The sequence below is a fragment of the Paenibacillus sp. JNUCC 34 genome (genome assembly GCF_058269055.1).
In genome coordinates, this window is sequence record NZ_CM177770.1 from 1,750,744 (window position 1) to 1,770,020 (window position 19,277).

The following is a 19,277-nucleotide window of genomic DNA, read 5'->3' on the forward strand; positions in this document are numbered from 1 at the left end:
CTTATCGCCCCGTATGCACAGTCATGAAAGCAAGCAAAAGGGACTAACCCGTGAAGGGTCAGTCCCGGCAGCTGTGGCTGCGTCTTACAATTATTCTACAAGCTTCCAGGAGTCATCGCTTCCCGGAATGCTCTGTGTCCACCACTTGGCTTGGTAGAGCTTGCCTTCATAGCGAACCAAGTCGCCTCCTACATACACATTGCCCGGCACGTAATCCACACTGCCGTCTTCATTCGGAATTAGTTCTTTTTGCCATGCTTGTGAGGTATCTGGAGCTTGGCCTTGTACCCACCATTTCGCCGTGTATTTCTCTCCTTTGTAGATGACCGAATCACCTTCGAGGTAGACCTTCTTCGGATCATACGTATCCGCAAGTCCATCGATAACGGTAATATGGCGCTCTGCAGAGGCTTGCAGGCCTTGGCTGTCTTCTACGGTGTACACCAGCTTGTAGGTTCCCGGAGTAGAGGAATCAACTGTTCCTTCGATCACGATGCGATCGGTCAGGTCGCCGTCCTCTTCATCCGAAGCGGTAACCCCTTCTCTCGGATCGAAGTGCTCGCCAACGAGAATTGTTTTATCCGTTGCGCCATGAATCACAGGCTTGTGATTGATCTTTTCTGCAACCGTGATAGTACGTTCTGCAACCGCTTGCTGCCCTTGGCTGTTCTCTACGCTGTATACCAGCTTATATGCTCCTGGAGTGGAGGAATCAACCGCTCCTTCGATGACGATCCGCTCGGTCAGGTCACCGTCCTTTTTATCCGTAGCGGTAACTCCTTCTCTCAGATCGAATTGCTCACCAACGAAAATCGTTTTATCCGTTGCGCCATGAATCACGGGTTTTGAAGCGACCGGCGGGGTGCTTCCATTTCCGAATGCTTTGAAAATATCGGTAAATTGATATTGCGCCGTTACGCCGCTGTTATTTTCCAACATCGCATCCCGGTTCATCGACCAGAAGGAGGTCATCGCGAGCCCTTTCTCGATCGCATGATCCACAACCCACTGAGACCACTCCGTTGTGAAGACCGGATGAGCCGCTCCTTCAAAACCAATGGACAGCGTCGTTCCAATGATTCCATAAGCCTCTTCATCGGTTAGATCAATGCTGGCAAACTGCTTGAAGTACTGCTTCACTTGATTCTTCGTCGAATCAACGGCTCGTAGAGAAGCGGAGCCATAGTTCTCGCCAGGCAGAAGCGTTCCGTTGCCATAGCACATCGTCATGATGTTCACGACTTTGACATCCACGCCGGCAGATAAGTAAGCTTCCAACACATCCAATTGAACAGAAGTCAGACCGCTTGGCAGTACAGGGAGGGTTAATACGATATCGACTCCCGTTGCATCTTGCAGCTTCTTAATCGCCTTCGCGTTGGCGATATTCAGGGCTTTGTTCTGAGCGCCGCCCTCAATGTCGAGGTCCAACCTCGTCAGTCCATAGCCTTGGACCAGCTCCATATACGTATTGAAGAGCGTATCGGTGTCTTGAGTGACTTCCCAGAACGTAACGCCGTTCAAACCGCCCAGCGAGATCGTGACATCGCCACCCATCTCGCGAATCTCCCGGATCGACTGCTTAATTCCTTGATATTGGGCGTTATCTGCATTCTTCTCATTGAGGACGGAGTATCCTCCCCAGCCCCATTGCACTTTACCGTCAACGATTTGCCGCGAAATGGATTGAATAAAGCCGAGATTGAAGAATTTCACGCCGGTATCCTCGGAAATTCTGGCGAGGTTAGGGGCGCCGTTATTGGAATAGCCCGGCTTGGTAACCCATGCAACCATATCGACGAATGGAGAATTGACTTGCTTCGGCCACTCGATTCCTTGGCCAACCCCAAAGTTATACTCCGGAGTTGCCGCTTCGATAACTGTAATGGTGCGTTTTTTCTCGGCCGTTAATCCTTGCGAATCCGTAACGGAGTACACCAACTGATACTTGCCGGCCACACTCGTATTGACTTCTCCCGTCACGGTAATACGGGATGTCAGATCTCCGTCTTCTGCGTCCGTAGCGGTTACGCCGGCCAGCTTATCAAAGTTGTCGCCGACTTGAATCGTCAGGTCCGTTACGCCATGCAATACAGGCGGTTGATTCTTGCTTGGAGCTTCATCACCCAGAATGAGTTGTCTATTCATCTCCGGGCTGTTATTCGACACCCGCTGAACAAGCTCCATGCTTGTAATCTCGGCATCTCCCTTAAGTTTGAACGTATAGGATCTGCCAGGCTCAATCGTCTTGGCGTCATAAACCGATTTCAAATCGACGACCGTATAACCGTTCTCATTGGTTACGGTTCCCGCCAAATAATCGCCGGAAGTGAACGGTCCATCGGCTTGGATGTAAAGCTTCGGCAGCTTAACCGTTTTTGCTCCTCTTTCCACGGCTCTCAATACTTGATTCGATTCGGTCAAAGACTCGTTATTGACGAGGGTAATTTCATACCCTGTATTGTTTCCCCAAGGCTCTGTATACGGTTTCATAGTAACCGTCACGTCCAGCTTGGTATATTGGATCTCATGTGTTTTCAACGGCTGGCTTCCGAAGAGACCTTCTTTCGTCACCTTTGTTAATTTGTCACGCTTGGCAGGGTCCGTAGTAGGGGCATCATTGGCAGCCATCCAAGCAATGACGCCGCCTAGACCATTCTCAAGCACATATTTCGTTTTCTCTTGAATGGATCTTTCATTGTCATACGTGTAAAATACGCCGGTTGTCTCATCATACAGATAGGGAGCTTTAGCCGCATCATCCCAGTATTCTTTGAGATTCGGGTATGTGGCCTTCAGCTTGTCGAGATTGCGATAAGACCAAGTCCCTGTTCGGCGGCCGCCGTCCCCAAGGACGAGAGGGGCTTCGCCAACCGCGCCGCGGGATGGAGTCTGATCCGCATCCTTGGCGGATAGTGTCGCTTCACCGAACAGCCCCGGATGATTCGGATCGGAGCCTTGCGACACTTTATTCCAGCCGCGAGTATAGTAAGCCGCTCCGATGACAATCTTGCTCGGCTCGGCACCTTGCTGAATCAAATAGTTCACGCTCTCGTCAATGGATAGGTTGTTGCCGGTGAGCGGGTCATTTGGATTCGGATACAAGCCGGTATGATGGCCGCTTATCTCATCCCATGCGCCGCGCATATCATAAGTCATGATGTTGGCAAAGTCTACAATGTTGAACAGTCTTGGCACATCAATGCCGATATCAATTTTCTTTTTGGGGGCGGGCAGGGCAACAGACAGTTCATACGCTTTACCAAGCTCGGCTCCTTGTTTATTTAATGCGTTTTTCAAGTCTTGCAGGAGCACGATATAATTATTTTTATCCTCCGGCGTGGCGTATTTCGTGCCTTCATCGTTTTTATTATCGACCAGATCAGGCTGGCGAACTTCAGCCGGGAACTCCCAATCCACATCAACGAAGTCCATGTTCGTGTACTTGATGAACTTCATGACATTCTGCACCAGATTCGCCCGCTTCGAAGCATCGGCCGCTACAACGGAGAAGTCGCCTGATTTGGACCATCCGCCAAGAGAGATGCCGATTTTCAGGTTCGGGTTTTCTGCGCGCAATTGCTGCAGGGCGATAAGGCTGCCTGAATTGGCTACATCCCATTGTACGCCATCCTGGCCGACAGGCGCGCCTACAGCCGCATCCTTGTCCGTAAAGACGAGGTTGCCTTGAGCGTCAAAATCGAGAAACGCATAGTTCAAGTGGGTTAATTGATCGGCGGGAATATCCTTGGGATAAAAGTTCCCTTGTCCTCCCCAAATCGACCAATCGCCATAGTACATGACATTCCGGATTTCCTGTGTCGAGTTCTTGACCACAGGTTCCTGTGCTGCAGGAACAGTCGTTCCTGCATAAGCTGGGGCCAATGAAGACACGAACATCATGATGGTCATTACCGTCATGGCGAACAATCTTCGGGCACTCTGCTTTCTCCTAGTTTTCATCCGTTATTCACTTCCTATCAATAGATTATATTAATAGGCAGCTAGGGTAGGGTATTACTTATGATGAACAATACAAAACTAACGCAAACGACTAATAGGGATTGGATTCTATTAATCGGCAGCTGGCTGGCATAGAATGTCTTCCTTAGCCCCTTTAGCTTTGCGTCACTAGATTTCCCTAGCTTTGCCTAGTAATACCTGGACAAAAATGCATACGCTGTTACTTTTAATGGCGGCGATGTATAACGATACATGTATGCACCGTTTAATATACAGCAATTTTCCGTTTATTTAATGGGTCTCGCAGCTTATTTGTGAAAAAATGAACATGGGTCGATTTTATTATTCACTTGCATCATATAAGGTTAATAATGCGGATGCGATAAGGGAACGTATTTTGATTTCATGTGGTTTCATGCTGTGCATCTTCCTAGTAACTGCGCCATTCCCTTAGCATTCCTTGTTATGAATTTTTACACATTCCAAATGTCCGGAAAGGTTTGGGGAGTAGGTCTTAGGGAGGGGGGGACTTCCCAATAACAGGATATGAAATAAGTATAAGGTCGGGTGTACCTCGTAATGATTGACATTATAGATAAAGTCGAAGAAGAAATATGGTTGTCGATTTGGGAACCACAAGTCTCTTCGATAAAAGGTGCTATAGATAGGCGGATAAAAGATGATATCCACGTTTTTTCAATTCTTTTTGGAGCACCTGATATTCAGCTTGGTGTAACTACTCATCATAATTACATGGCTCCAGAAGTAGCTGAGGAACGTATGAATGGTCGATTAACGATTGTTGCACGGGATATGAAGAAGTATTAATTGCAAATTTTTCGCCAAATACACCTGCATGGGCGATAAAAACAGAAGACCCAGCACTTGTGTTAATCGCGATGGAATACATCAGGCATGACACTATGTTCTCAGAATTAGTTAAAGAAGTTGGTCCAGAGAAAACAGAAGCTCTTTGGAAAAACGCCCCTAACCTATTTCATGTTGTTACTGGAAAACGGTTCAAATAAATTGAACCGTATTTTCTTTCACTTTTTCGTAGTAGTTAGTCTGTTGGCTTCTATTTTTTAAAATAAGGAGCAATAAAAGAAGAAAGTGGAATTAACATTGAAGTATCTCATGTAATTGGGATCTACTCAAATACTGGAATACATAAATGGTACGACTGTGTAACAGATGTACCAACAAAACTAATGATGGATTTTGTATGTAGACCAATCGGGGGAGTATTAAGTACATCGGAAGAAACCTCAGAAAGTTGTTGGATTGATAAGGAAAGAGTGCTAGATATGATTACAGCCCCAGCTATTCGTGATCTGTGGGTCTTTTTGTAGGAATGAGTTGCTTTAGGAGCGGGTATGTTGTTTTACCTGGTTTGCTTGCTTACTCACATGCTTATGTCAATCAATGCAGCAGTGCGCTGTAATTTTATATAAGTTAAATTGGTAGTTAGGCCCTAAGATCGCCTTTACGATCTTATCGGATACAGCCTATCAGCTGCTTCAAAAATATATGGAGTTGCATTAACCGGAATTGATTTTCCCGGGCCAATGGCACGGAAGGCTCTTAACAGAGCGCTCTGGCGAAAAAGGCGAGCATTCACGTGTTGAGACATTCCTTTACGATGCATTTACTGGAAGGGGATAGGGATCTAAGATATATACAAAAGTTACTCGGGCCCCAAAGCAACTGAACAACAGAACGTTATACTTATGTGTTATGAAGGACGCCAGGCGAATTAAGAGCCTGCTTCATTTTTGAAATCGGGGTTATTATGGAAGGGGAGTTCGTAAATATCCTCACGAAAGGAGTGTTTACGAAGTACGGGAATACACGTAATATGGTAGTATTCACGAAGTTCGTAGATAAGACGTTATATGAAAGATTGGCCCCAAAACACATTTTGTAAATAGATCATTTGTCCCATCCATGGGACTGAAGAAAAAAATTAAGATAATTATACTCAATTAACGGGCAGGAGGAATAATATGGATAAGAGGATTAAACAGCTATTCACTCAAGATATATTGAGACAAGCTGCAGAACGTTATGGTATACATGAAGACTCAATGATCGATTTAAATGGGTTTCAAAACTTCGTTTATTCTGGATTGGTCGGAGATCGAGAAGTTATTCTAAGAATTGCCCATACGACACATCGGAATGAAATATTAACGAAAGCGGAATTAGACTTTATTATGTTTTTGGCGGAGTCCGGTGTAAAAGTAGCTAGACCGATTCAGTCTTTAACGGGCCATCTTCTTCATACAATTGATGATGCTTTTGTTGTGACAGCATTTGAGAAAGTCTCTGGCAGAAATGCAAAAATTGCCGAAGAGAGCAATGCTTTTTATGAGAATATAGGTCAATTTGTTGGAAAAATACATAAGCTTTCACTTCACTATACCCCCCAACATTTACGCTATGAATGGAATGACAATGCTTTATTAGCTTCATTTAAAAATTATTGTCCGTCAGAATTATTTAGCAGTTTCGACCGTTTACTTGGGGAAGTTAGCACTCTTTCTAAGGATAAAGATACATACGGCCTTATTCATGGGGATGTCAGTTGCGGTAATTATCTAAATGATGGGGATAAGGCCAATATTATCGACTTTGACGAGGCGGAATATAGCTGGTTTGTGTCTGATATTGCTACACCATTATTTTATGAAATCCCTATACCGTGGGTTGTGAATGGAGAGGTAAGAAAGGAGATTACAAAGCGCTTTTTTTCCAACTTCTTAAACGGCTATTGTAAAGAAAATACTATAAGTCAAGTATGGTTAGAGAAAATACCTTTATTTCTCGATTTAAGACAAGCTAGAGTTTTATCCGCGCTATATAGAAGCAGAGATTTTAATGCTCCTGATTGGAGTGAATGGGATGAACAAGCTCGACGCTTCTATTATTTCAATTTACTGAATAACACACCATATATTGATTTGGACTTTTCGCGAATATAAAATTGTTTATTCAATTAACGGAAACGATAGATAAATAAAAGATTATGGAATTAAATATCCGAAGGGTCGACGTCCTGCCTCCCGGAAAGGGGCTGATCCATCATATAACACAACATTCACACTTCGGGACAGCGGAGCTGGCCCTTGGTCCGCCAAGAAGCTGAAGCAGTAGAGCAGGCTACGAACTTAAATATTACAGCGGACACATCTGCACCGACTAACTGCGCGAGCGCAGTTAGTCGGTGAGACGTCGTGAATGCTCAAACGTTATGGGAAATTCCCTTAAACATTAATGAAAAGGAACAAAAATGGAACCAAGAAGATTAAAACATTCTAAAAAGAAATTATTATTAAAAGAGAACATATTGAAATTTGTTGTATTAATTTTCTGCCTTTTTATAAGTATCATACTGTATGGTTGTTCATTAGTAATATTGGGAAAGGTGTTTAAGGGCACCCCTTACTTTGATCTACTCAAAGATATTTTTACAATCAACTTTCAGATAATAGGAATCTTCATAGTGTTGGGAGTTGCAAGATTAAAGTATTTAAATTTCCTCGTTGAATCTAGTCTCAAAGTATTGTTTACTGTATGGATTGTAATTATATTTCAATTCTCTTCAAAAACTCAACTTGAACAAAATGCATGGATCGTTTCTTCGGCGTTTGCATTTGTGTATTTAGAAGTGTTATTGAAGGTTAATGATTATTTCTATGATATAAAAGATTTCCAAAGTCAGAGAATTAGATTTTTAAATAATCTTTTTATTAGAAAAGTATCTGTACCTTTGTCAATTGCGTCCATAGCAATTATTAACGTATTTGTTTCATTTTCCATTCAGAATCTATTAAAAATAATTTGATGCTAGGTATTTCAACGAAGTGGGAACTTCCGATAACATTATATTCACGCATCGGGGCCTTGCGCTCCTCGGTCCGCGAGAAGTTATAGGCAGGGAAACAGATCCAGCGGACAAGAAGTTATAACAGAGGTGAAATTAAATGAAGGTAATAACACTATGTGGATCTACAAAATTTAAGGAACAATTTGAACAAGCCAATAAATACTTAACGCTTCAGGGGAATATTGTTATTACTTTGGCGTTTTTTGAGCAGTACGAAGGAATTGAGATTACTAAGGAACAGGCAGAATTGTTTGGAGAAATACATTTCCGAAAAATTGATATGTCAGACGAAATATTTGTTATCGATGTTGACGGTTACATCGGTAGTAGTACTAAAAAAGAAATTGAGTATGCAATCGAAAATGGGAAAATGATTACGTACTTTTCAAAAAGCGAATTGGTAAAACACGACACGATAAAGAAATCCTAAAATAATATTTTTTGTATTTCAGAGAAGTTGCTGACATCTCATAACAACATATATACGCTACGGACTTTGTCCTTGGTTCGCAAGGCGTAGTATACAAGGAAGATGACTTCAGCTCACAACCCTTCGAGGCTAAGTCCTGCGTACCCAGTCGCAGGAGTTTCTTTAAGCCTCTCAGGTTCGCAGATACAATAACGTTATGAGAAATCGGCGGAAGGAGGAGTATTATATGATTAATTGGTTATCTAAAGTTGAACCAATTAGTAGGAATCCAGAAATACTAAGAAGAAAGCAAGAAATACAGTTGAAACCATTTCGCATAGAACGGATAGAACTAGCATCAGTAGGTCAGATAAGCGAACTTGCAATACTATTTATTGCCGGAAGCGTCTTGTTATCAGAAGATATGATGGTTAGTCTACCAACAAAGAACGAAAACTCAAGAAAGAAGATACTGGAAGAAGTCGCTCCGTTCTTTAAAGAAATAAAACTAGTGTGGGTAGATAATCGAATTGAATCAATTAATATGCGTTATGTTAAGGAAGAATCGAAAGAACTATTTATAAATGCTGATATGGAATTTTTAGAACTAGTCAAAGATTTATATCGAGAAACTAGTATTAGAAATTGGAGGCATTCATCAAAACGAAGCATTCAGTATTACAGAATAGAACAAGAAAGCATCCAAGTATTAGATTTGAATAATACTGAAAGTATGAAAGAGTATATATTGACAGAATATATTGAGGAAGATGAGGAGCTAGTCTTGATTCCTACAGGTTGGTATTTGCATGACGAATTAAGAGATTCCAAATTCATAAGATTTTTTGCAGGTTTTGTTCCTGTAATAAATTTAGTAGTAGATCAAAATAACGGCGAAATAATTGCAGTAGAGTTAACAAAATGAATGTGTAGGTAATCCAAAGAAGTCAACGACATCTCATAACACCGTATCTACGCTGCAGGCTTCGCCCTCGGTTCGCAAGATGCTGTAAGCAAGGATGTTGACTCAGGCGAACAACCCTGCGAGGCTAAGTCTACGCTAAGTCTACGACCCAGCCGCATGCGCTCCCTTAAGCCTCTGGGTTCGTAGATATGTGAACAGACCAAGTAAAGGATTTGGAATGGAGTAAGGACGTTTCAAGTAAAGCAAGGAAGGCGCTGATATCCCCGGCAGGATTGAAAATGGAGTTACTTGATATAATTTGGGGGCCGATTCGGACAACTAAGATTGTCAAATACAAGAGTGAGAGGATTGATAGGAAAGTGAATGCCTACAATAAGAAACGGAATAATTGGGTTTGGTTTTCGTTTTTTTTTGGCATCATGTTTTTGATAGTCGTCATTATTTATTTATTCCTCTTCTCGAAGAGCGGGTATGTGTACGAACGTAAAATCCTGGGCAAAATGGAGGATCGGCATGGGGTCGAATTTCTCGTGACGGACAGACTAGAACGTAACGAGGACGGCTACCAGAGGCTTGTCGTTGCTCCGAATGACGAGCCCACCACCACCTTTATTGCTGAGCGGAACAACGGTGCCGACTCTGCCGGTGGACTGCCATTCTGGGGAAGGTTAGGAGAGGATTACAGGACTACTCGTTATTTCTATCACTATCCGGAACTGGTGGAGAAACATTTTGGCATCGGGCCACAGAACCTTATCTCCTTGTACTGGGAAGCGGTGAAAGCGGGCGAACCATATAGCTTTAATGAGGCGCTTCGAGAGAAGCCGAGCCAATACGTGCCGGTCACGTTAACTAATATGGACGAGACGATTCGTAAGGCGAAAGCTTTCTTTGAGGATGGCCAGCAGCATAAGATCCATGAACTACACATGATTTATCAGGACGAGCGGCTGCCGAAAGATGAAAGTCCTAATCTTTTCGTGGACCATGTGTTTACCTTGGAAGGCGTGAACGAGGATCAACACGATCCCTTCGGCTTTAGTACGGATTTACTGAGTGAGAAGGAGTTGAAGGAACAGACCCTCGAACAGATCAAAAACCTGATTTATAAGAATTTCGATTCTCAATTCGACAAGCTCTACACTTTCCTGGAGCAGGAAGAAGTGGGCATTTGGGGCTTGAATCCACACTTCGACGACCAGTTGACCCATTACTCGCTGGAACTTGATATCGATCGCGAAAAATACACAAACCAGGAAAAGGATGGGCTCTACAAGATCTATAGTAAGGTGTGGCACCTCATGGAAACCATGAAGCCCTTCCACGCTACTGAGGTCGTATTTAAGCTCCCTGGTGATGCAGGACGTATGGTTTACACCATACAGGACCAAGATTATGCACGGTTGGTGGACAAGGAAACCTTCTACGCCCTCTTGCAACCGCAAAAAAGCAGCGAGTAAAGAGTTCATAGTTGAACTAACGGTCAACGATAGCTTAAGACTGTATGAATAAACCTGTTGGTAATTCGAAGAAGGCACCGACATCCTATAACAATGCGTTCACGCTTCGGGGCTTACACCCCTCGCTCAGCTAGAAGCGATGCATATTCGATGAGGTAACTTAGGTCTCATAGAAGCAAATTTAGCGGACACATCCATTCACCCAACCGCGGTCGCGGCCGGCCGAGATCGTGCTAGTCGCACGACTCGAGCAGATTAGGGTGAATGGACGTCGTGAACACGGAAACGTTATGTGAAAGGGATGCTGATAATAAAACTTCTATATAAAAAACAAGAGCAATACGAACAATTTATAAGAACGCTTGTACGCATGTGTAAATAAAGGTAAAATATTATTACAATTAAATCTTGGGTGGGCATGGTTTCCCTTCGAAAGGAGGTGAAGCCATGGAAGTGAAAGATGCATTGACGATTATGTTCCTTTTTGGAACGTTCATTCTTGCTCTTTTAACATACATCAATAATAACAACAAGAAAAAGTAAAACCCACCCTAAGATTGGAAGCCGAAGGTGGGTTTTAATCCTTATATGACCTAGAAGGGATAACCATCCAAGCCAATTGTACTGACCAAGTGTTAGCGCACTTGGTCTTTATTAAATATATACTATCATATTAGAAAAGATGAATCAAAGCATGGAATAAATAAAGGAAGTTAAGCGCAGAAGCCTGTTCAGACAACACATGACCGGGCCTAAGATGGAGTTATCTAAGGCCCGATATTTACAAACAGGAACAAACATTCTAGGCTTGAGGATGTTAACTATAACATAATAATGAAGAATTTTAGAGGGAGGGGTGATTTTCAAAATGATAATAAACAATAACACAAGTTTACCCATAGAGAAAAAAGTAGACCAACTTTATGCTTGCATTCATAAGATGATCGGTGAGATTGTTTTTGAGATAGATGCCTTTACGTGTGACGCTTTAGAAAATGAAACTCTGAATTTTACTACAAAAGGTATCTATCATTTATACGGTTTCTTAGAAACTAACAATGAACAACTACCATGGTCTATTATTTTAAAAGTAATCAAGCCAGATAGTGAAGAAAAGAACGATATTAAACATCACAATTACTGGCGCCGGGAGGCGCTTTTGTTTGAATCCAAGCTCCTTGATCATCTTTCTGAATATATCAAAGCTCCAAATACTTATCTTGTTGAAGAGCAGAATGATGAAACTATCTGGTTATGGATGGAGAAGGTAAATGGGCGCTTTGCACATTCAAAGGAGAAATTCAATTTTATTGCTCATCGACTTGGCATGTTTAACGCAGAGTACCTTACTGCAAAAGCAATACCAGACGAAATATGGCTCTGCAAAAGTTGGCTTAAATCGTGGACAACCTCAAGTCGAATGTATGCGCCTAACCCAGAGTCATACATATTCCAGTTACAAGATGAAGAGATAAAGTATATTTGGGAATGGTTCAAAAAACTGACTGAAAAAATAAATGAAAAGTTGGCTTCTCTTAGCAATTTACCACGTGTGTTAGCACATCAAGACTTAGGACAAAAAAATATGATCTTAACTCCAAACGATCAATTGGTGCTCATTGATTGGCAGTTCATGAGTATCTCAGGTATTGGAGAAGATCTTGGTAAGATGTTTGGGGCAAATATGAGCCTTGGAATCATTCCAACGGATCAATACGAAGCTTATCGAGATTCATTGTATTACTCTTATATTAACGGAATGAGGGATATGGGATGGGAAGGGGATGAGAGGTTAGCTAGATACGGTTATTGTATAAGTACCGCTTTACGAAGCGTCTGGGAAGTACCCCAGCTCTGCTCGTTAGCTGCCCAGCTTGAAAGTGACCCGGCTAATCCCAAACTCCAAGAGAGAGTATATCAACTAAAACAAATAATTAATATACATATAGCAATGGATTATGAAGCGGAATCATTAAGAGGACATAATTATAGTCTTTAATGACAGAAAATTAGATTCGTGGGATCAACTTAGGTTTTTCAAAAGAATTTGTTCCAAGGGATATGCATTTAAATTTTAGTTCATTCGAAAAAGGTGCTTACATCATATAACAACGCATCTACGCGGAGTCCTATCGGCCTTTGTCTACCTGAGGTGTTTTGGAGAAGAGGATTCAAGCTGTTAACCCTGCACTGGCTAAGTGAGTCCCGCCCGGCTAACGCCTTAAGCCAGTAAGGTTTCGTAGATGCTAAAACGTTATAGGAAATCAGCGCAAAAACATAAATAAATCTGGAGGTTATTATGAGAGAAATAGATTACACCAGTTATTTTTGGCAAAATGAAAAGATTAGATTGCGAGCAATACAGGATGAAGATTGGGAAAGTTGTTACATAAGTGGTTTTGACACTCCTGCACGTCTTCTTTTAGAATGTGCTATTGAGTTACCGCCCACAATAATAGGGGCAAAAAAATTCGTAGAAGAAAATGCTAATTTTTCTTCTACTAATAGACGAATAATGTTCACTATTGAAAACCTGGATGGCGATAGTATAGGTGGCATCAATTTAAACAGTATCGACGAGAGAAATGGGACATTTAGTATAGGTATTGTAATTGATAAAGAGTACCGAGGTAAGGGTTATGGAACAAGTGCCATGAAAATTCTATTAAAGTATGCCTTCCTAGAACGAAGACTTAATAAATTCAATGACTATGTTCTTGAAGGAAATGAAGGTTCAGCGAAGATGATGAGGAAACTCGGTTGTGTTCAAGAAGGTGTTCGTCGCCAAGTAGTATATATAAACGGAAAATATTTAGACTTTATCTTGTTTGGGTTAACCAAAGATGAATTTATTGAAAAACAAAAGGAAGATGGAGAATTATAATATAGCCCATCTACGCTGCGGGCTTATACCCTTGGTTCGCTTAAACAACATTTCTTACACCCAAAGGAGGAAAATCGGTGGGGCTTATAATTGAAGAGAAAACTAGAAAAAGTATTGAAGACGGAAAGCGAGCCATCTATACATTAACTGCCTATACCGATGATTTTCACCCCAGTAATGAAGAAGGTTGCTATACATGTACAATACAAATATTTGATTCTAATAACAACGTTATTGACGAGTACTACAGACATTTTTTGGTGAATGATTTTAATGAAAAGCATTATAACCACTTTATTTCGAAATTTTCGAGAGATATTAATTATCGTGAACAATTTCATATCAAAAATGACATTTATGAAGAGCGCTATAAAAATGAAATTGACGAAGAACTCGTAAACATTATCGCTAGACTTAATTTATTGGGGCTAAGGACACAATATTCTTGTCAAGGAACCAAGACTCCGTGGATGGATAGGCCACATAAAAGTGATGGGCACAGCATAGTGGCCTATATAAAATTCGAAGATAAGTTACCGAACGAGTTCATAGAGCTGGCAAATAAATATGAGTGTATTGAAGTAATAAGTATGACAATTAGCTCTAAGAGCCGAGGTTACAATAATCAATTTTCTAGGTGTATGACTGAAATTATCGACAAATGGGAAACAGGGCTATAAGAAAAAACTACTGTAAATAACTGCGAGCAGTTCGAGGAAGTCATTGACCTAGAGACGTTATGTGAAATCAACGGAAAAAGGAAGATATAGGATTAGTAATTTGTTGAGGAGATATTACATGTTAGGACATTTAGGCTTCTCATATGTAGGTCTGATTTATTTATTGATGTTATTTATCCCAAATATCATATGGAGTAAGAGTCGGCCAATTGATTATGACAAAACTCAAGAAACTAAAATATTAATATTGTTTGAACGAGTTGGACAAGTTTGCTGTACGGTTAGCGTACTGATTTTTAGTGATTTTAACATTGGAGTGTTTTCAGCATGGAGCTTGTGGCTAATAGCATCATTTTTACTAATGATTCTTTATGAAATTTGTTGGATTAGATATTTTACTAATGAACATACAGAGGAAAATTTTTATCGTAGTTTTTATGGGATCCCCGTACCTCTTGCGAGTCTGCCTGTCATGGTTTTTTTGTTGTTGGGTATTTATGGGGAAGTTATTTGGCTGATTTTATCTGCTATCATAATTGGTATAGGACATATAGGAATACATATTCGGCATTTTAAAGCGATAAAATAAATATAGTAAATTTTGGAGGAAACAGATTGAGAAACGATTTGATGATGGCCAGAAGCTGATTTAAAAGACGATTTAGAGGGTAACTCGAAGAAGTTGATTGGTTCGAAGGCAGCTCAAGAAATAGTTTATAGGTCTTAGCTATCGCCCCTTAGTTGTCCAGATGCATATACAATTATTTTAAATAAAAGGAGTTTATTTAAAATGAAAAAATGGTGTGGTGCATCAGGCATATGTATTAATGAGAACGGTGAATTGCTAATGGTATTACAGGGAAAGCCGCGGAAGACAAGGCCTGGTCTGTTCCATCAGGAGGAAAAGAAAAAAACGAAACTTTTGAAGAATGCTGTATTAGAGAAGTTAAGGAAGAGACAGGTTACGATGTAGAAGTAGTAGAAGAACTTAAGGTGAAGAATGGTATTTATGAAGATATCAGTATCTCTTATGAGGTTTATTATTTTCTAGTAAAGATTGTTGGTGGGGAAAGAAAAATTCAAGACCCTGACAATTTGATTTGTGATATTTCATGGAAGACGGTATATGAATTAGAGGCATTAGATTTAAGTTTTCCAGAAGATAAAGATTTTTTAATTGACTGTATAAACGAAAGATTATAGCTGCAATTCTTTTTGAAGTAACAAAGAATGGTTAGTTGATACATAAAATGATTTAGGCCGACGTCCTGTCTCTATTCGAAGAAGTTTCTCCGAAATTCCTCCTGCAGAAGAGTTAGCTCATAAGGGTAAGATTTTTTGGAATACATTTATGAAGAGAAAAGCTGAAGGACTTAAAGAACTATTAGAAGACGCATATAACAGAAAGACCTATGGTGGAAGTAATCCATAGAAGTCAGGAACTTCGGAAACACCGTATTCACGCTTCGGGCTAACACCTTCGATCTGTCTGAGGAGTTTTCTAAGAAGAAGAATCAGGGTTCGTGATTTCAACAACGTTATGCGTAATTACGGCGAGACTTTTTGCATGGGGGTTAAACATGGAGTTATTAGTAGTGGGTGATGTGCACGGTTGTTTTCATACTTTTACTAAATTAATTAATGAGCATTGGAATAGTGATAAACAGATATTAGATGAAATCTCCACAGAACTATTAATATTTCACAGAAAGCGTGGTAATTGTGTTGACAATAACAATTCGAAGAATAAATGAACATGATCCAGAAATAATTACAAAAGCATTTAGTGATCAAGGTTGGGTAAAGCCAATAGAACTTTATCAGAGATATATTGAAGAACAAAAAAATGGGAGCAGAGTTTCATTAATTGCTGAAGTAGAAGGTGTTTTTGCAGGATATGTTAATGTTTTGTGGGATTCTTATTATCCAGAATTCAGAGAAAAAAGTACTCCAGAGATCAATGATTTTAATGTGTTGATTAAATTTCGTCGACAGGGAATTGGTAGTAAACTTATGGATAAGGCAGAGGAAATCATCAAAGAACGATCTGAATATGCGGGAATTGGTGTAGGATTGTTTTCTGATTATGGTAATGCACAAATATTATATGTTACACGCGGCTATGTTCCTGATGGTAAAGGTATTAGTAAAAATGAGAAATATATTGAACGTGGAGATACAGTAGTCATAGATGACGATGTTGCGCTTCATTTGATAAAGAAATTAAAATAATAAGTTTCTCCGAGTGTTGCTTCAAGGTGGTGGGGCATCGTGAACATGGAAACGTTAGAAGAAATCCCCCTTTAAAAGAAAAGAAAAAAATACAGTTGGAGTGAATTGATAATGATTGAATTGAATTTTAAAGAATATCATCTTGCAGAACCTTTTTTCAAGAAGAAACAATATATTCCTGCTTTGTCTGTTATTCATGGTAACTATCCTGGAAGAGTATTTGTGAATGATCGTGAACCTAATCTAGTAATTGTTTGGGCAATCGGTAGATGGATGTACTTAGAGGGCAATATAAATAGCGAGAAGGAAAAGATGGAACTCAATCGTTTTATTTATGACGTAGTCATTCCAGATTGTAAACAACGTAATGTAAATTGGTTTGAAATTTATGCTTCTGATATTAAATGCTGGGATGAACTTTTTCTCGATGGATTAGACCTTGTTAAAGTAGATAAACATTATGAATCAGTCTACACCTTGAACTTGGATAAGTTTAAGCTTATCAAGGAAACATTTTCTCCGCCAATTGAGGATATTGAAGTTAACTTATTGGAATTTGAGATACTGTCAGAAGAATATCGGAATTTAAAATACGTTGATGAAAGGTTTTTAACTAAATCTTATCCTGGAGTTGAAATCAGAAAGGGACACGAATTGATTACAATCTGTAGAAATAATGGATTTGTCTATAATAATGAATATTTTATAGACATTGATACGTTTGTTCATGAGCAGAGAGGAAAAGGTTACGCAACATTAGCTGCAATCAAATTAATAGATCATTTATTACACAATAGTATGTTTCCATTATGGGAGACGACCCATCAGAATACACCCTCTCACAAGTTAGCTATAAAATTAGGTTTTGAAGTTAAAGAAGACTATCCAGTTTATGCATTTATAAATGAAAGTTAAGTGGAGAATTGAGTTATTGTAAAGCTCCGAAGGCGTGGGCATCTTATAAAATTGCATTCACGCATCGGTCGGCTGCTACCGACCTCGGTCCGCGGGGAAGGGATTTCAGCGGACAACCATGCACCGACTAAGCGCAGTCGCGTCCGGCCTGTCGGAGCCTTAAGTCGGTGATGGTTCGTGAATACCCAAACGTTATATGCAATTGCCTTAATATCTGAAAATTTGAAAAGAAAGGAATAGCAGATTATATGGGTTCCTTATGAGAAAATTAGAATGCATCCTCCGGATTTTCTTATTAAGTATAGATTTTTCACACATGAAGAAGGTGGAAGAAGAAATCTTCCTTATCAAGGATATAGAAGTGACTTTGCAATTGAAGACGATATTTTGAAGAATCCTATTGATTTAAGAGTGATTCACCCAGAATTTGAAGATGAGTTTGGAAAGCTAATAATGGATGAAACTAAACAAGTGCCATTAAATGGGACAGCAAGAATGTGGGTTCTTTTTCCCGAATCTAGAGCTAGGCACAGAAAAACATTAGATGTAGGAATGACGGGATATTTTATGGAAGGACCGAAAAAGGTAGCAAAAGCAGAGATAATTAAAATAATGGGATTATTAACAAACCCGTATATAGAAAATAGATGAAATTTGAATAAAAGCAAGAACAAATAGTAGGTGGGGCACGGTCGTGAACCTCTGAACGTTATGAGACATCATTGCAAAAATAATATATAATTTATTTGTAAAGAAACAGAGCTGAAGCTGGTGTACCCGAGGAATTACAAAGAAGTTAAGTAATTATTAAATGAATTTACAAATACAGAATACAAATAGGAGATACAAAATGGACTAGTTTACGAAGAAACGGATTATAAAAATAATGGAAGAATACACAAAAAATGCAGTGCCAGAACATGTGAAAAACCAGATAAAGATTAATTATAAAATTAGAGGAAACAACGTGACATTAATTGAAGAAAGACAAGCTTTCAAAAGTGACCAGTGGGTTCAATTGCCTGTTGCACAGTTTAGATTAAATAAAACAAAATGGGAAGTATTCTGGAGAGATAGCAAAGAGAGATGGCACTTCATTGATGATATAGAACCAGATGAAGATTTTGAGAAACAATTGGAGATCGTTGATAAGGATAATAACGGGATTTTCTGGGGGTAACTGGCAGAAGGCAATGACATCTCATAACATTCACACTGTGGGCCCTAACGGACCCTTGATCTGCAGAAGCAAAGGCGAAGAGGTTACAGCTGATAACCCTGCGAGGCTAAGTCCATTGGACTCGGTCAATCGCAACGTCCTGTTGCTTGAAATTAGGAAGTAACAGATGAAAACGGCGAAAGTGAGATTGACACTATGAATATTAGAGAAGCAAGTGAACTTGACTATCCTGACTTAAGACTTACATATCTGGAATCACGTCGTAAAAGCTTTCATTGGGCGAATATAGAAGAAATGACTTTAGAAGATTTTGATAGGGATACTGTTGGAGAGTATATATTATTAGCAGAGGATGATTTTCACATTCTTGGATTTACATCTTTGTACTTGCCCGATAATTTTATACATAATTTATTTGTGCACCCTGATTTCTTCGGTAAGGGTGTTGGCGTTCAGTTAGTTAATTCCGCTATAGAAAAAATGAATAAACCAGTACGATTGAAGTGTGTATCAGAAAATCGAAAAGCATTGAATTTCTATGAGAATAATGGTTGGAAGAAGGTCGTTGAAGAAGGTAAACCTGGAGAAAAGTATTGGGTTATGGTATATGAATGAACCTCACAAGTTAAGTTAATTATAGCAGTTATTGTTGGTAACTCAAGAAGAAGTCGGATAATTGACGTGTCAAATGACACGCCCTATCCAAAGCCGAGAACACTCATGATTAAAATCACGAGTGT

16 protein-coding genes, 2 pseudogenes and 1 riboswitch are annotated in these 19,277 nt (G+C 39.9%); of the genes and pseudogenes, 17 read left to right on the plus strand and 1 reads right to left on the minus strand.

Annotated features, from left to right (window positions below):
* Positions 1 to 90 precede the first annotated feature (90 nt).
* Positions 91 to 3,963 carry a glycosyl hydrolase family 18 protein gene (locus AC2TF5_RS08145; protein WP_491301676.1) on the minus strand — a complete coding sequence of 1,291 codons (3,873 nt, stop codon included), beginning with the start codon at positions 3,961 to 3,963 and terminating at the stop codon, positions 91 to 93.
* Positions 3,964 to 4,077: 114 nt separating this feature from the next.
* Positions 4,078 to 4,162, minus strand: a riboswitch (cyclic di-GMP riboswitch).
* 380 nt (positions 4,163 to 4,542) lie between these two features.
* Here AC2TF5_RS08145 and AC2TF5_RS08150 point away from each other — a divergent pair.
* The 17 genes and pseudogenes from AC2TF5_RS08150 to AC2TF5_RS08230 form a co-directional block, all read left to right on the plus strand.
* Positions 4,543 to 4,991, plus strand: a pseudogene (locus tag AC2TF5_RS08150) (TrmB family transcriptional regulator); the annotation flags it as partial.
* Positions 4,992 to 5,969: 978 nt separating this feature from the next.
* Positions 5,970 to 6,947, plus strand: a complete 978-nt coding sequence (locus tag AC2TF5_RS08155) for a phosphotransferase enzyme family protein (protein WP_491301677.1) — start codon at positions 5,970 to 5,972, stop codon at positions 6,945 to 6,947.
* Positions 6,948 to 7,255: 308 nt separating this feature from the next.
* Positions 7,256 to 7,810 (plus strand): hypothetical protein, encoded by a 555-nt coding sequence (locus tag AC2TF5_RS08160; RefSeq protein WP_491301678.1) that lies wholly within the window; start codon positions 7,256 to 7,258, stop codon positions 7,808 to 7,810.
* A gap of 139 nt (positions 7,811 to 7,949) precedes the next feature.
* On the plus strand, positions 7,950 to 8,282 hold the full coding sequence (locus AC2TF5_RS08165) for a hypothetical protein (protein ID WP_491301679.1): 333 nt from the start codon (positions 7,950 to 7,952) through the stop codon (positions 8,280 to 8,282).
* Positions 8,283 to 8,508: 226 nt separating this feature from the next.
* Positions 8,509 to 9,186 (plus strand): hypothetical protein, encoded by a 678-nt coding sequence (locus AC2TF5_RS08170; protein ID WP_491301680.1) that lies wholly within the window; start codon positions 8,509 to 8,511, stop codon positions 9,184 to 9,186.
* A gap of 278 nt (positions 9,187 to 9,464) precedes the next feature.
* The gene (locus AC2TF5_RS08175) at positions 9,465 to 10,646 is read left to right on the plus strand and encodes a low molecular weight phosphatase family protein (RefSeq protein WP_491301681.1); all 1,182 of its coding nucleotides are present in this window, start codon (positions 9,465 to 9,467) and stop codon (positions 10,644 to 10,646) included.
* A gap of 447 nt (positions 10,647 to 11,093) precedes the next feature.
* Complete coding sequence (comI, locus tag AC2TF5_RS08180) at positions 11,094 to 11,189, plus strand: competence inhibitor ComI (protein ID WP_019419116.1); 96 nt, start codon at positions 11,094 to 11,096, stop codon at positions 11,187 to 11,189.
* 325 nt (positions 11,190 to 11,514) lie between these two features.
* Complete coding sequence (locus AC2TF5_RS08185; protein ID WP_491301682.1) at positions 11,515 to 12,645, plus strand: phosphotransferase; 1,131 nt, start codon at positions 11,515 to 11,517, stop codon at positions 12,643 to 12,645.
* Positions 12,646 to 12,945: 300 nt separating this feature from the next.
* Positions 12,946 to 13,530: a GNAT family N-acetyltransferase gene (locus AC2TF5_RS08190; RefSeq protein WP_491301683.1), complete on the plus strand. Its 585-nt coding sequence runs from the start codon at positions 12,946 to 12,948 to the stop codon at positions 13,528 to 13,530.
* A gap of 77 nt (positions 13,531 to 13,607) precedes the next feature.
* Complete coding sequence (locus tag AC2TF5_RS08195) at positions 13,608 to 14,210, plus strand: hypothetical protein (RefSeq protein WP_491301684.1); 603 nt, start codon at positions 13,608 to 13,610, stop codon at positions 14,208 to 14,210.
* Positions 14,211 to 14,328: 118 nt separating this feature from the next.
* On the plus strand, positions 14,329 to 14,799 hold the full coding sequence (locus AC2TF5_RS08200; RefSeq protein WP_491301685.1) for a hypothetical protein: 471 nt from the start codon (positions 14,329 to 14,331) through the stop codon (positions 14,797 to 14,799).
* Between the two features lie 201 nt (positions 14,800 to 15,000).
* Positions 15,001 to 15,413: pseudogene (locus tag AC2TF5_RS08205) on the plus strand (NUDIX hydrolase).
* 522 nt (positions 15,414 to 15,935) lie between these two features.
* Complete coding sequence (locus AC2TF5_RS08210) at positions 15,936 to 16,442, plus strand: GNAT family N-acetyltransferase (protein WP_491301686.1); 507 nt, start codon at positions 15,936 to 15,938, stop codon at positions 16,440 to 16,442.
* Positions 16,443 to 16,553: 111 nt separating this feature from the next.
* A complete protein-coding gene (locus tag AC2TF5_RS08215; protein WP_491301687.1) occupies positions 16,554 to 17,357 on the plus strand; it encodes a GNAT family N-acetyltransferase in 804 nt (267 codons plus the stop codon).
* Positions 17,358 to 17,630: 273 nt separating this feature from the next.
* Entirely contained in the window at positions 17,631 to 18,008 is a 378-nt protein-coding gene (locus AC2TF5_RS08220; protein ID WP_491301688.1) for a hypothetical protein, read from the plus strand.
* A 235-nt stretch (positions 18,009 to 18,243) separates the two neighbouring features.
* A complete protein-coding gene (locus AC2TF5_RS08225) occupies positions 18,244 to 18,537 on the plus strand; it encodes a DUF3024 domain-containing protein (RefSeq protein ID WP_491301689.1) in 294 nt (97 codons plus the stop codon).
* Positions 18,538 to 18,732: 195 nt separating this feature from the next.
* The gene (locus AC2TF5_RS08230) at positions 18,733 to 19,152 is read left to right on the plus strand and encodes a GNAT family N-acetyltransferase (protein ID WP_491301690.1); all 420 of its coding nucleotides are present in this window, start codon (positions 18,733 to 18,735) and stop codon (positions 19,150 to 19,152) included.
* Positions 19,153 to 19,277 lie beyond the last annotated feature (125 nt).

Bases quoted from the DNA above. Each gene is read 5' to 3' on its own strand.
- AC2TF5_RS08145 (WP_491301676.1), bottom strand. From the start codon at position 3,963: ATGAAAACTAGGAGAAAGCAGAGTGCCCGAAGATTGTTCGCCATGACG.
- AC2TF5_RS08155 (WP_491301677.1), top strand. From the start codon at position 5,970: ATGGATAAGAGGATTAAACAGCTATTCACTCAAGATATATTGAGACAA.
- AC2TF5_RS08160 (WP_491301678.1), top strand. From the start codon at position 7,256: ATGGAACCAAGAAGATTAAAACATTCTAAAAAGAAATTATTATTAAAA.
- AC2TF5_RS08165 (WP_491301679.1), top strand. From the start codon at position 7,950: ATGAAGGTAATAACACTATGTGGATCTACAAAATTTAAGGAACAATTT.
- AC2TF5_RS08170 (WP_491301680.1), top strand. From the start codon at position 8,509: ATGATTAATTGGTTATCTAAAGTTGAACCAATTAGTAGGAATCCAGAA.
- AC2TF5_RS08175 (WP_491301681.1), top strand. From the start codon at position 9,465: ATGGAGTTACTTGATATAATTTGGGGGCCGATTCGGACAACTAAGATT.
- comI (WP_019419116.1), top strand. From the start codon at position 11,094: ATGGAAGTGAAAGATGCATTGACGATTATGTTCCTTTTTGGAACGTTC.
- AC2TF5_RS08185 (WP_491301682.1), top strand. From the start codon at position 11,515: ATGATAATAAACAATAACACAAGTTTACCCATAGAGAAAAAAGTAGAC.
- AC2TF5_RS08190 (WP_491301683.1), top strand. From the start codon at position 12,946: ATGAGAGAAATAGATTACACCAGTTATTTTTGGCAAAATGAAAAGATT.
- AC2TF5_RS08200 (WP_491301685.1), top strand. From the start codon at position 14,329: ATGTTAGGACATTTAGGCTTCTCATATGTAGGTCTGATTTATTTATTG.
- AC2TF5_RS08215 (WP_491301687.1), top strand. From the start codon at position 16,554: ATGATTGAATTGAATTTTAAAGAATATCATCTTGCAGAACCTTTTTTC.
- AC2TF5_RS08220 (WP_491301688.1), top strand. From the start codon at position 17,631: ATGCATCCTCCGGATTTTCTTATTAAGTATAGATTTTTCACACATGAA.
- AC2TF5_RS08225 (WP_491301689.1), top strand. From the start codon at position 18,244: ATGGAAGAATACACAAAAAATGCAGTGCCAGAACATGTGAAAAACCAG.
- AC2TF5_RS08230 (WP_491301690.1), top strand. From the start codon at position 18,733: ATGAATATTAGAGAAGCAAGTGAACTTGACTATCCTGACTTAAGACTT.